The following is a 14,109-nucleotide window of genomic DNA, read 5'->3' on the forward strand; positions in this document are numbered from 1 at the left end:
TTTTTAGCCCACCAAATCTTAAACTATGCCCTTATCTTATGTTTATGGAACTTCTGAAGTTCCATTATTAGGACAGACCATTGGAGCCAATCTTAAAAGGACTGTCGAAAAATACCCCCACCAGGAAGCATTAGTCTGTGTTCATCAGAATTACAGAGCTACTTACCAAGAATTTTACAATCAAACAACAGCTGTTGCAAAGGCCTTATTGCTTTTAGGAGCAAAAGCGGGTGACAGAATCGGGATATGGTCTTCCAACCGATATGAATGGGTCCTTCTGCAGTATGCCACTGCGAGGATAGGAACTATTTTAGTGAATATCAATCCGGCCTACAGAACCCATGAACTGACGTATGTTCTTAATCAATCTGAAATTCGTTTTATTTTTTCTTCTTTAAGCTTCAAAACCAGCAATTATAAAGAAATGGTGGAATATGCTAAAGAAGTATGCCCATCCCTCGAACATGAAATATTTTTTGATGAAAACTGGGAAGATTTTGTTAATAACGGACAGGATATTTCAGATGAATTCCTTCACAGCTTTGAAGAACATGTACAGTTTGACGATCCTGTTAACATTCAATATACTTCAGGAACTACTGGATTCCCAAAAGGAGTAACTCTTTCCCACCATAATATCTTAAACAACGGATATTTCATTGGTATCAGGCTAAAATATACTGAAAAAGACCGTGTCTGTATTCCTGTTCCTTTTTACCATTGCTTTGGTATGATTATCGGAAATATGTGCTGTACGGCCCATGGAGCCTGCATGGTTATTCCCAACGACAGTTTTGATCCCGATCTTACCTTAAAAGCTGTTTCGGACGAAAAATGCACCTCTCTGTATGGTGTACCTACTATGTTTATTGCTGAACTGGCGGTAAAAGATTTTGAAAAGTATGATTTTTCAAGCTTAAGAACCGGAGTTATGGCTGGCTCAGTATGTCCGCCGGAAATCATGAAAAAGGTGGAAAACCTTATGAATATTAAAGAAATGAGTATTTGCTACGGAATGACGGAAACTTCACCCGTATCTACTCAGACTTTAATAGGAACTCCGTTGGAAAAACAGGTTGGAACCGTAGGAACCGTTCAGGATCATCTTGAGATCAAAATCATTGATGAAAATGGCAGAACCCTGAAGCGCGGGGAGCATGGTGAGCTTTGCACAAGAGGATATTCTGTGATGCTAAAATACTGGAATGATCCTGAAAATACGAAAAAAGTACTGGATGATGCCCGCTGGATGCATACCGGAGATATGGCAGTAATGGATGAAGATGGCTATATCACTATTTCCGGAAGAATAAAAGACCTCATCATCCGGGGTGGAGAAAATATTTCGCCTAAAGAAATTGAAGATTTTTTATATACGTATACCAACATCCTGGATGTTCAGATCATTGGAGTTCCGAGTGAAAAATACGGGGAAGAAGTAATGGCCTGGGTAAAAGTGAGAAAAGGATTTACGATCACCGCTGAAGAACTTCATGAATACTGCAAAGGAAGAATAGCCCACTATAAAGTCCCGAAATACTGGAAGTTTGTAGATGAATTTCCAATGACCATTTCCGGAAAAATAAGAAAGGTGGAGATGCGGGAAGTTTCTATGAGAGAATTGGGAATGGAAAATGTAAAAAATCATAGCTAAAACTGCATTTTGTCGAAAAAAAATTAATAACTCTGATTTTTAAAAAAAAATTAGAGTTATTAAAACACGAATAAGTGAAAAATACGAAAAACAGACACTCTATCAAACTTTAAATTAAATATAAATTTGACATATATTTTTCGACATAAACTACAAATAATCATAAAATACAACCAAAAATAATAAATGTGACAAATAATTTATTTCATTTTTTTCCTTATCAGGTGATTAATATGAAATAAAATAATATATTTACAAAAAAGCTGAAACATGAAAATTGTATTGGTACTAAGTGCTCTCTTACTTAGTATAAGTATTTATTCACAAAAAATATCAGGGAAGGTTGTCAATGAAAATAATGAAGTTGTTTCTTACTGCTCAGTAAGCTTGGAAAATATAAATACAAGTACAATTACAGATATCAATGGTAACTATTCAATAGAAATCCCTGAAAATGCAAAAAAAAGTGATTTTATCATTTTTGAATCTAATGGTTATGAAGATAAAAAGGTTACCCTACAAGGAATAACCACAGATGCCAATATCAGATTAAGCAAAAAGACCAATGCCATTCAGGAAATTAATATAACCGGAAAAAAAACAAAGAAAGACGTTCTGGGGGCTAAAAGCAGACCAATGCTCACTTTTTCTAAAATGTTTGATCAAAATGTTCCCACCATTGAACAGGGACAAATATTCAACATTTATAAGTGGACTAAACTTAACAGCTATAATTTTTTCATTATTCCGAGCTCTAAATTCAAGGAAATTACTTTAAAGCTCAATATATATTCTGTAAAGAATAATTTACCGGATGAGTCTCTCCTTCAGGAAAATATAATATTTAAAACCAATACTACAGGCTGGCAAACCATTGATCTGGAAAAATATAAACTTATTTATAATGACCTGGACCAGCTGGCGATTACCTTACAGCTTGTTGAAAATGTACCTCAGGATAATATAGATTTCGTATTTGGAATCTCTGCAAAAAAAACATTATCAAATGACTTGCTGTTCCGTTATCAAAGTCAGGGAAAATGGGAAACCAGCGGAGGAAGCTTTATCTCCAATATTGATATTAATTATATGAAGGATAAAAAGGAAAGCGTTTCTAATAGTGTAAGCCCAACAGACAACAGCCCTGAGGATAAGATGCTGATGGATTATTATCAAAATAAAGAAAGAGCCAAGAAAACTGTTTATGGGAAAAATAAATCCGGAAAATATATTGACCTTAAGAATGCTAAAATATATTATGAAGAATACGGAAGTGGGGAGCCACTTGTAATGCTTCATGGGAACAATGGAAGCATATCAGATTTTTATAACCAGATTCCTGATTTGGCAAAGCAATTCAAAGTGATTGTTTTAGATACAAGAGGACAAGGAAGAAGTACAGATCTTTCCACAGAGGATTATACCTATGAAGAGTTTTCTGAGGATTTATTAGCCGTAACAAAAGAACTTAATATCAAGAAATTCAATATTATAGGATGGAGCGACGGTGGAATTACTGGTCTGTTATTTACCATTAATCATCCTGATTTAGTTAATAAGCTGATCGTTATCGGAGCGAATACCAATCCCGAAGGCATAGAGCCTAAAACCCTGGATATCTTTAAAAAGCAGCTAGAAATAAAAGATGCTCCTAACCAAAGATTAATAAAACTAATGGTTCAGCATCCTCATATTGAAACAGAGCAGCTAAAAACAATTAAAAACCCTGTTTTGGTTATCGCAGGAAGCAATGATGTGATCAAGGAAGACCATACAAAATTGATCAATAGCAGTATTCCCAACTCAAAGCTATTGATTGTTCCCGATGCGTCTCATTATGTTCCGTTTGAAAAACCGGACATACTTAATAAGTCGATCATCAACTTTTTAAAAATATAATTTAATTGATAATAAAGCGGAAACCGAAAAGCTAACGAGTAGGTACAAATTAAAATTTTTACACCATGAGCAAAAAGCTTACAAAAAAGTTAACTTTCAAAAAAGAAAAGTTATCTCATTTAAACTCTGAAGAAATGAAATCTGTAAAAGCTGGAAAAGAGCTAGTAACATCTGTTTTTGATTGTTCACACTGGACATGTACAGCTGGAAGCAGCAGATCTACAAACCTTTGCGTTTGTCCTGCTTAGTAAATCAGAAACATTTTACAAAAATTGTAGCTACTCCGTAAGGGGTAGCTGCTTTTAATAGCTCTATTATGGCAAATAAATTAAAAATAGGCCTTTTAGAATTTGGCATAAGAGAAAACTCACTCAACAATTCTAAGAAATCATTATACGATATCATTGACTATGCTACAAGAGCGGATGAACTCGGTTTCTCCAGATTCTGGGTTACTGAAAACTATTTTTCAAAAGCACATGACATGGCCTGGTCTACTCCTGAAATGCTGATTCCCATCTTATTAGGATTAACAGAAAAAATAAAAATAGGAATCGCCGGAGTTATTTTACCCTTACAAAGCCCATTCAGAGTGGCTCACAATTATAAGTTGTTATCCAGCTTATATCCCCGAAGATTAGACTTAGGGTTCGTTAAAGGCCTCGTTGGTGAATATGATCTTCAGTATTTTAATGTGGATGTAGATAAAGAAAACTACTTTTCATCATTTCTTCCAAAGCTGGAATCTACATTAAGCTTTCTGAGAGAGGAAAGTGAATTTCTAAAAAAAGATTTAATTATCCCTCCTTACAAAGGAAATATTCCGGATGTATGGTATATGGGATCATCACACTCAGGCTTAAAAGTCGCTTTAGAGCATGATCTTAATTTTGCAAGATCCATCTTTCATGGAGAATCAAACAAAGATTATCTTAAAGAAGAATTACAAAATTTTAGAACAGAATATAAAGCAAAACATGGAAAAGAACCCTCAATGGTACTTACTTTTTCAGGCTGCTGCCATAAAACAAAACAAAAGGCGATCAATGTTGCTAAAAGGAGTACCAACAACGATATAAGCAATATAAGCCTTGTAGGAGACGGAAGTTTCTTTCAGGAAAAACTGCTGGAATTTAAAGAGCTCTACGGATATAATGAATTTATGTTTAATAATATCTCGAAATCACACAAAGATTCTTTAACAGCCATAGAAATATTAAGCCAATATGTATAAAGATAAAATTGACTTCTTTTTGACCCAAATTTCAGAAAAATGTAATGAAGACCAAGGTGAAAATATTACATTCAGTCTGGGAAATGGGTATTACTCATTATTTTACAACAATGATGTTGAGATTGAAAAAATTGAGGAACTTATTGACATGGCTTCAGAAGCTTCTTATTCCTCATTTGCTACCGGCAGCTTAGCCATTATCTACTTCATGAGGCTTTTGCATAATGCCAATATTATTACGGATGAAGACATTGAAGATATAGAAGAAGATTCTATTGAATTTTTCTTAGAATTACTTTCCGCCGCTGCAGACAGGAAGGAGTACGATTTATTTACAGGGCTGATCGGATTGGGAATTTATTTTCTTGAAATTAAAAAATTCGATGCTGCGGCCAAAATAGTGTCTTATATAGACCATTTAAAACATGAAAGAAACCAATCCTTTTTCTGGATTGATCATATAGTAAAAGAAGACAATATCATTGACCTTGGTCTTGCCCACGGCCAGCCTTCTATCATCTCCTTTTTAGCCGAATGCTATCATAAAGGCTGCGAGAAAGAGACGTGTGCAAAACTGATAAGAGGAAGTGTCAACTTTCTAAAGGAACTTTACGAAGAAAATAAAGATTCACAATTCATATTTCCTTCAAAACTCAATATCGCTACAGGAGAAAAGCAATTATCAGAAAGGCTCGCATGGTGCTATGGAGACTTAGGAGTTGCTATAAGCATCTGGAAAGCTTACACCGTTCTGCAGGATGAGGATCTGAAGGCGATGTGCCTTGCTATTATTCTGAATTTATCAAAAGTAAAAGCAGACAAGTCCGGGGTTTTCTACAGCCAAAAAAATGAGTGTATAGACACCGGAATATGCCACGGAACATCCGGAATTTCTCATATATTTAATAAATTCCACAGAATATTTCAAAATCCAGAACTGAAAGAAGCACACGATTACTGGATGTCCTTAACCTTACAACAGCTGGATAAAGGAGCAAAGTTCCCTTATGACCTTAAGAATGACGAATGGGTAGAACACACAGGACTTTTGGAAGGTATTTCCGGAGTAGGAATGGTATTGCTGGACTATCAGTATCCCGATAAAGCCAGAGATTGGGATAAAATTTATTTAATGAACATAGGATGAAATACAACGATATAGAAAAACTGAACTTTTATCTGCTGAGAACACCACTTCTTCCGCAAAAAAATATTGATCAGTGGGAAGAGGATATCAATACAGAAGGCTTCCGTAATACCATTTATTTATCATCACCGGATTTGTATGAACAGCTCATCAACTGGGACGAAAAAAAACTGTCCAAAGAAAAAGCTGATAAAATAAAAAAATCTCTGCTTAAATATTGGCTGAGAACTCATTTCAGAACCATCCCTTTTGGAACCAATGCCGGTGTAAGTATGGGCGAATGGAGCGACAGCACTAGCATAACCCTCGATAAAGAACAGGATAAAATATATGCAAGACTGGATATGCAGCTTTTGCATGATATTACGGTAAAGCTGGAAGAGAATATGCATGTGAGAAAGGTTTGTCAATTCTATACCAACAACACGATATACAGCACTAAAAATAAGTACCGTTATATTGAGCCTACCATAAAGGATTCAGGGTTGAAATATGAAATTATTTCAACAGAAAAAAACAAATATCTGAATTCGATCATAAAAGCCTGTCAGGATGGTTTAAAGCTTTCCGCGATTATAGAAATATTAGTTAATCAGGACATTTCTTATGAAGACAGTTTCGACTATATCAACGAATTGATAGATTCAAAAATTCTTGTCAGTGAACTTTCACCCAAGGTTACTGACAAGAATTTTCAGGATTTTATGTATCAGTTTTTGAAAGATTTGAAAATTCCTTCAGATAAAGAAAATAATGAGGATGCAGAATTGATCCCCAGCCTGATTACCATTTTTGAAATTGTACAAAAAGCCAACAAAACCAATAACACATTTCTTGCTGTTGATCAGATTTCTGAAATACTAACCTCAATCGGGATTAAAAACCACAAAAAAAATATCCTTCAGACCGATTTACTGAAAGGCAAAACTTCCAATACGCTTGATAAGAAGATTTTTAAAGATTTTAAAAAAGTACTTTCAACGGTTTTTCAGATTGGAGCGGCTGACACAATTGATTCTCTGGATAACTTTAAAAAGGAATTCACGGCAAGATATGACCAGCAGGAAATTCCGATACTATTAGCCCTTGATCCGTTATCAGGCATCAATTACCCTTTACATTCAGATAATGACAATTCTAATCTGACAGATGGAATCCAGTTTAAGTCTGAAAATACAACCAATGTCATTCAGGGATCCCTGAAATGGAACCAGTTTTTAGGAGAAAAATTAATTAATGCTCTGAAAAACAATGAAGATTTAATACAAATTACCCAAGAAGAAGTTCATCCATTTTTAGAAGAAAATAAAAACATTCCTTTCTCAATGTCATCATTAGTACATATCTATGAAGATCAGGAAGGACAGCCGGTTATTTTCCATAAATTCAGTGACGGACCTTCATCTTCCACTTATTTGGGACGCTTTTGTCATATGGACGACCAGCTGGAGGAATCAGTAAAAAATGCGCTGTCTGAAGAAGAGTCTTTCTTTGACGGGCAGATCATTGCTGAAGTGGTGCACAATCCACAGCCGAGAGTCGGGAATATTACGATCAGACCGCATTTAAGGAAACATGAAATCCCAATCATTAACCGTCACAATGCAGATAGCGAACCCATCTATCTGAATGACCTTATGATTTCTGTTAAAAATGACAGAATTGTTCTTCGTTCTAAAAAATATAATAAAGAAGTTATTCCAAGTCTTTCATCTGCACATAATTATAACCTGCATAAAGTACCGATGTATCATTTTCTCTGTGATCTTCAGTACCAGCACATGACACCTTCCTACAACTGGAACTGGGGCATGTTTGTCAATTATGAATATCTACCCAGAATAATGATAAATAACGTAATTCTGTCGAGAGCTTCATGGCTGTTGGATTACGATAAAATATTCAAAGGCAAAAAGGCTTCAATTCAGGTTTTTAAAGAGTATTTAACGGAGAAAAACATTCCGGAAATCTGTGTTTTCACAGAAAAAGATATGGAACTTCCTGTATTTACAAACAATGCGCTGTCACTGGAGATTCTCTTTGACCATCTATTGAAGGAAAAGCAGATCAGAGTGCTGGAAAATCTTTCCGGACAATACAAAACTGTGACTAAAGATGAGAACGGAAATCAACACAGCAATGAATTTCTTATTCCATGGCATAATTCCAGCAGCAAAAAGAAGGATAAGCTTACCCTTTTCCCTGTAAAAAATACAGTGGTTCGAAATTTTGTTCCCGGAAGTGAGTGGCTTTTCTATAAGATTTATTGCAGTACAAAAGTTTCGGATCAGATTATTAAAGATACCATCTATAAATTCGCCAATGGACTTGTTAAAAAAGGAATTATACAAAAATGGTTCTTTATCCGTTACAGCGATCCGGATATGCACATCAGAATAAGATTCCTGACGACATCACAGGATCATACTCTTTCCAGCCAGATCTATCAGTTGCTTGACAAATATCTGACCAGAGAAATGATTATCCATAAAATTGTTCTGGATACCTACAACAGAGAGATTGAGCGATATGGCGAAACCACAATAGATCAGATGGAAAGTGTTTTTTACTTCGACAGTGAATGTGTCTGCCAGTTACTCAAAGAAGCTGAATACACAGAAACTCCCATCTGGAAAGCTGCCGTAGCAGGAATCAACCGTATTCTTGATGATTTCGGTTACCCTATAACAGAAAAAAGAGACATCCTTCACCAGCTCGCCAACGGATACGGAAACATGCTGGATGATCATTCTAAACAGACATTGAAAGATAAGTATAGGGATCACAGACATCAGACACTGGAACTTCTGGCAGGTACAGATGAGTTCTCTAAAATTCTGAATGTCAGAACTAAAAAAACAGCTCGTTACATTGCTGAAATTAAGGAACTGCAGTCTCCGCAGATGGTAAAATCATTAGTGGTAAGTTATATCCATATGTTTATCAACAGAACATTTGCTTCGAAACCGAATATCCATGAGTCTATCCTGTATTATTTTTTACATAAAAGCTATGACTCATTGCTGAATATTAAAAAACTGACGTAAGATGACCAGAATCGCATTAATAAACTGTTATTTTGGCAAAAGCTGGCCTGAGTATTTCACCCATTTTTTATACAGCTGCAAATACAATCCGGATGTTGATTTTTTATTATTCACCAACCTGGAAGCACCTTTTCATTTACCGAATGTCCATTTTATAAAGATCAGTAATCTTGCTGAATTCAGCACAATTGCCAGCGAAAAACTGAATCTTTCAATTAATATTCTGGATGGCTACAAATTGTGTGATTTTAAGCCTACTTATGGATTGATATTTCAGGAGTATTTAAAGGAATATGACTTTTGGGGATACTGTGACATTGATATTATTTTCGGGAATATCCGATATTTTATCACAGATAAATTATTGGAAAAATATGATGTTATTTCACCTCACAAAAACTATCCTGCCGGATTTTTTACCCTGTTGAAAAACAATGAACAGTGCATTAATCTATTCAAACAAAGTAAAGATTACGCCCATGTTTTACAAAATACACGTCATTTCTGTTTTGATGAATGCAACTTTGAGTTTAATCTTGTTCATACCAAAGATATTACAGAAATAACGACCGAAATTGAAAGTTTCACTCTTGTTGTAAGAAGGCTGGAGCTTCAAAAAGAAATTAAATATTATCATAAAAACATTGTTCAGGAGTTTGTCTATTCCAATGTCACCCATCATTGGGTAGAAGGTAATATTTTCAATACCGTAACGGAAAAGCAATACCTGCTGATTCACCTTATCAATCTTAAGGACAATCCGTATTTCTTTATAGATCCTTTTGAAGCAAAGGGCAATTTTTCAATTTCTCCACAGGGGATTCATTATACATCTAATACAATTTCTTATCCATTAAAAAAGATCAGGAGAAAAATAGAGAAAAGATTGACCCATGCACGGTACAGATTTTTACTGCTGAAATCTAAGCTTCTCGCTTATACCCAAAAGCAGCATGTCAATTTTCTGGAAGAACAGTCCTACAAGATTGGAAAAACACATATTACGTTTTATCCACAGGATAGGAACAAACTCATCATTATTAACGAAGGCGAAAACGTACTCCATTATAATCAATTCTCTCTTTATAAGCTTAAGGGCAACCAGTGGATAGGAGTAAGCAAAAAGAATATCAGTACTATTGATTTTCATTATAAAAACCAGGAAGATATTCCCTATAAAATAAGCATAAAGAGTATAAAGAATCGTATCACAGAGAATGCCTACTATATCTATTAAAAACTTCAGCATTTATGATTGCAAAATATGATTATTTACTGTCCTTTAATTTTTTGCTGAAGAAATTTGTACAGCAGCATAAAAAGGCAGGAAAAATACAAGACTATACTCTATCGGTAGATGATTATAATTTCCTTAGCTTTTACAATATACTACAGAATGATTTTGATATTGAAGCAATGGTGGTAAGGCTGGATGACTGGGAAGATATTGAAGAACTCAGTTTCCCGGCTATTGCTTTCTTAAAAATCAATGGAGGAATCTTTGTATTGATGAATGATTATAAAGACGGAAAAGTATATTGGGAAAGCAAAGAATATGGAAAACAGATCAATACATTTAATCTCTTCAAAAGAATAAGTGACAATATATTTCTGATTTCCTAGTGGTATCAGATGAATTTAAAACACAAAAAAGGTGAATATGTCTATTCACCTTTTTTATGTATTACTATTAAAGTTCTTTTCTTAATCTTGCGACAGGAATATTGAGCTGTTCACGATATTTTGCAATCGTTCTTCTTGCAATATTATAGCCCTGTTCTTTTAGAATAACCACTAAAGCATCATCTGTAAGCGGTTTTCTCTTATTTTCTTTGCTGATAACTTCCTGAAGATGGGTTTTGATCTCTTTGGTAGAAACCTCTTCTCCATCATCATTCGTTAAGCTGTCGGAAAACAGATCTTTAAGATACACAATACCGTTAGGAGTATCTGCATATTTACTTTTTACTACCCTTGAAATTGTTGAGATATCAAATCCTGTGATATCTGCAATATCCTTTAAAATCATTGGTTTCAATGACTTTTCGTCTCCGGTAATGAAATACCCTTTCTGGAATTTTACAATCGCTGTAATCGTCTGTAATAACGTATTCTGACGCTGGTTAATCGCATCGATATACCATTTTGCAGCATCCAGTTTTTGCTTGATAAATAATGCAGCCTGCTTATGCTCTGATGAATTTTTATCATGAGAATAAGTCGTCAGAATATCTTTGTATTCTTCAGAAACTCTTAAAGTAGGTGCATTTTTGCTGTTCAGCATAGGAATTACCAGGCCGTCTTTTACCTGAATCACAAAATCCGGAATAATTTCCTGATTAATTGTAATCGTCTGGGTATCAAAATTCCCTCCTACTTTAGGAGACAGTTTTGAAATTTCATCCAGAGCATCTTTCAGATCTTCTTCTTCAATATCATATTTCTGAATGATCTTATTATAATGCTTATTCGTTAAAGCTTCGAACTGATGTCTTAAGATATTGGCAGCCAAAGAAACTGCTTTATCAGAGCTTACTTTCTTTTCAATCTGCAGTAGTAAACATTCCTGAAGACCTCTTGCTCCTACGCCGGATGGATCCAGTTTCTGAACATAGTTCTCAAGGATATCCTCTACTCTTTCTTTCGTTGTATAAATTCCCTGTGAGAAAGCCAGATCATCCACAATAGACTTGATTTCTCTTCTCAGATATCCGTCTGTATCTAAGTTTCCGATAAGATATTCTGCAATCTTCAGATCTTCATCACTGATATTCACCAGGTGAATCTGCTCTGTAAGATAGTCATATAAGGACTGTCCTTCTGTCAGAAGGCTTTCGTTATCAAATTCCTCATCATCCGGAGAATAGTTACTGGATGCGGTTTTATAGCTAGGTTCGTCGTCATAGATATATTCATTGACGTCGAAATCTGTTTCAATGCTTTCCGTACCTTCATCCTGATAAGCGTCTTCCAGGGAAGAATATTCATCTTCCTTAGATTCTTCTTTTGCAATTTCCAAAGCTGGGTTTTCTTCTAACTCTCTCTCCAACTCCTCTTCAAATTCAAGAGTATGGAGCTGAATAAGCTTCATCAACTGGATCTGCTGAGGGGCCAGCTTCTGTCCTAATTTGAGTTGTAAGTGTTGTTTAAGCATATTCTTATTTGCGTTTTAACATAACATATTCTACGAATTTAATAAATTTATTTGATAAAAAACACATTTAGCATGATTTTTGCATTACTTATCCTAATATAATAAACTATTAAATAATAAAAAAAGCCTTAACTTGTGATTAAGGCTTTTTTTATTGTGCTAGAATTCAGCGCTTTTCGGTGTTCTAGGGAAAGGAATTACGTCTCTGATATTTGTCATTCCTGTTACGAAAAGAACTAATCTTTCCAATCCTAAACCAAATCCTGCATGAGGGACAGAACCAAATTTTCTGGTATCAAGATACCACCAAAGTTCGTGTTCATCTACATGCATATCTGCCATTTTCTGTTTTAAAACATCCAATCTTGCTTCTCTTTCTGATCCACCAATGATCTCACCGATACCAGGGAAAAGAACATCCATAGCAGCAACGGTTTTGTTGTCATCGTTCAGTTTCATATAGAAAGCTTTGATTTCTTTCGGATAGTCAAATAATACTACCGGGCTTTCAAAATGTTTCTCCACAAGGTATCTCTCATGCTCAGACTGAAGGTCTGTTCCCCATTTTTCAACCGGGTAAGCAAATTTTCCTTTTTTATTTTCTTTAGAGTTCAATAAGATTTCGATAGCTTCTGTATAGCTTACACGCTTGAAACGCTTCGCTATTACATTCTGAAGTTTCTCGATAAGACCTTCTTTCGCTCTTTCTTTTTCTGGTTTTGTCTTCTGCTCTTCTTCAAAACGCTTGTCTAAGAAGTCAAGATCATCCTTACAGTTATCCAATACATACTGGATCACATATTTCAAGAAATCTTCCGCAAGGTCGATATTGTCTTCAAGGTTGTTGAATGCCACTTCCGGCTCAATCATCCAGAACTCAGCAAGGTGTCTTGTCGTGTTAGAGTTTTCAGCACGGAAAGTAGGTCCGAAAGTATAAATTCTTCCTAATCCCATTGCTGCAGTTTCTCCTTCCAACTGTCCTGAAACAGTAAGGTTTGTTTTTTTACCGAAGAAATCCTGTGCAAAATCGATGTCTCCTTCTTCAGTTCTCGGCATGTTGTTCAGATCAAAGTTGGTTACCCCAAACATTTCTCCTGCTCCTTCTGCATCTGCTCCTGTAATAACCGGTGTGTTGATGTAGAAGAACTGGTTTTGGTTGAAGAATGAGTGAACTGCAAAGCTTACTGCATGACGCACTCTGAACACCGCTCCGAAAAGGTTTGTTCTGAATCTTAAGTGTGCCTGCTCACGAAGTTTCTCAAGGCTGTGCTTCTTAGGCTGAAGAATCGTGCTTTGAAGCTCTTCCGTAAAGTTATCTCCTAAAATAATGATTTTCTTAGCGATAATTTCCACAGACTGCCCTGCTCCCTGGCTTTCCACCACTTCACCTACAACTTTCAATGAAGAAGCAGTACTAATATTCTTGATGATTGCTTCATCAAAATTTTCGAAATCAACAACTATCTGCAAATTATTAATCGTAGAACCATCATTAAGTGCAATAAAGCGATTGGCACGGAATGATCTTACCCATCCGTAAACTGTAATGTCATGATGTAATACTTTCTTGTAATCCTTTAGGATTTCTTTGATCGTTTGCTTTTTCATTTGTTGATGATAAATTTTTTATATAAAAATTAATGTCTGCAAAGTTACAAAAAAACAGCGCAACTTGATGGTTGCGCCGTCTTTAAAAATCATTTAACAAGCATTTAAACTTTCAGTTCAGGAAATTTACCTTTTTCCTCTGCAGACTCTTCTTCATTTTCAGGTTACATTTCCACACAATATGATCCTGAACTTCAATAAAAACCCGTCTTGACACGGAGTTAACACACTTACACTATCACTTTTAGAAAGAATAAAATTTTATTTTTACTCTAAGTTTTCATGGAATTAGTTTTACTGTACTGAAATGGTTATTAGTTTTTAAGTGATAATTTGATGGTAAACTACCGGTCATTCATCCATTTT

Annotated in this window: 10 protein-coding genes; 8 read left to right on the forward strand and 2 right to left on the reverse strand. The window is 35.2% G+C overall.

Features of this window, described 5'->3' with window-relative positions:
- Positions 1 to 25: 25 nt before the first annotated feature.
- The 8 genes from DBR39_RS15090 (at position 26) to DBR39_RS15125 (ending at position 10,604) form a co-directional block, all read left to right on the forward strand.
- Positions 26 to 1,654 (forward strand): AMP-binding protein, encoded by a 1,629-nt coding sequence (locus DBR39_RS15090; protein ID WP_124534447.1) that lies wholly within the window; start codon positions 26 to 28, stop codon positions 1,652 to 1,654.
- A 270-nt stretch (positions 1,655 to 1,924) separates the two neighbouring features.
- On the forward strand, positions 1,925 to 3,553 hold the full coding sequence (locus DBR39_RS15095; RefSeq protein ID WP_124534449.1) for an alpha/beta fold hydrolase: 1,629 nt from the start codon (positions 1,925 to 1,927) through the stop codon (positions 3,551 to 3,553).
- A 65-nt stretch (positions 3,554 to 3,618) separates the two neighbouring features.
- Positions 3,619 to 3,801 carry a class I lanthipeptide gene (locus DBR39_RS15100; protein ID WP_103231653.1) on the forward strand — a complete coding sequence of 61 codons (183 nt, stop codon included), beginning with the start codon at positions 3,619 to 3,621 and terminating at the stop codon, positions 3,799 to 3,801.
- 68 nt (positions 3,802 to 3,869) lie between these two features.
- Positions 3,870 to 4,787 carry an LLM class flavin-dependent oxidoreductase gene (locus DBR39_RS15105; RefSeq protein WP_124534451.1) on the forward strand — a complete coding sequence of 306 codons (918 nt, stop codon included), beginning with the start codon at positions 3,870 to 3,872 and terminating at the stop codon, positions 4,785 to 4,787.
- A 19-nt stretch (positions 4,788 to 4,806) separates the two neighbouring features.
- Positions 4,807 to 5,934 carry a lanthionine synthetase LanC family protein gene (locus tag DBR39_RS15110; protein WP_185147196.1) on the forward strand — a complete coding sequence of 376 codons (1,128 nt, stop codon included), beginning with the start codon at positions 4,807 to 4,809 and terminating at the stop codon, positions 5,932 to 5,934.
- On the forward strand, positions 5,931 to 8,981 hold the full coding sequence (locus tag DBR39_RS15115) for a lantibiotic dehydratase (protein ID WP_124534455.1): 3,051 nt from the start codon (positions 5,931 to 5,933) through the stop codon (positions 8,979 to 8,981). Before DBR39_RS15110 ends, DBR39_RS15115 begins: the two co-directional genes overlap by 4 nt.
- Before the next feature lies 1 nt (position 8,982).
- Positions 8,983 to 10,218, forward strand: coding sequence for a DUF6625 family protein (locus tag DBR39_RS15120; protein ID WP_124534457.1), 1,236 nt, complete (start codon positions 8,983 to 8,985; stop codon positions 10,216 to 10,218).
- Positions 10,219 to 10,232: 14 nt separating this feature from the next.
- Positions 10,233 to 10,604, forward strand: a complete 372-nt coding sequence (locus DBR39_RS15125) for a hypothetical protein (RefSeq protein ID WP_124534459.1) — start codon at positions 10,233 to 10,235, stop codon at positions 10,602 to 10,604.
- 67 nt (positions 10,605 to 10,671) lie between these two features.
- Here the strand turns inward: DBR39_RS15125 and rpoN are convergent, their stop codons facing one another.
- Positions 10,672 to 12,135 carry an RNA polymerase factor sigma-54 gene (gene rpoN, locus DBR39_RS15130; protein WP_124534461.1) on the reverse strand — a complete coding sequence of 488 codons (1,464 nt, stop codon included), beginning with the start codon at positions 12,133 to 12,135 and terminating at the stop codon, positions 10,672 to 10,674.
- 159 nt (positions 12,136 to 12,294) lie between these two features.
- A complete protein-coding gene (asnS, locus tag DBR39_RS15135) occupies positions 12,295 to 13,743 on the reverse strand; it encodes an asparagine--tRNA ligase (protein WP_124534462.1) in 1,449 nt (482 codons plus the stop codon).
- Between the last annotated feature and the right edge of the window lie 366 nt (positions 13,744 to 14,109).

Origin of the sequence: Chryseobacterium sp. KBW03, from assembly GCF_003852415.1 — a bacterium.
GTDB lineage: Bacteria > Bacteroidota > Bacteroidia > Flavobacteriales > Weeksellaceae > Chryseobacterium > Chryseobacterium viscerum.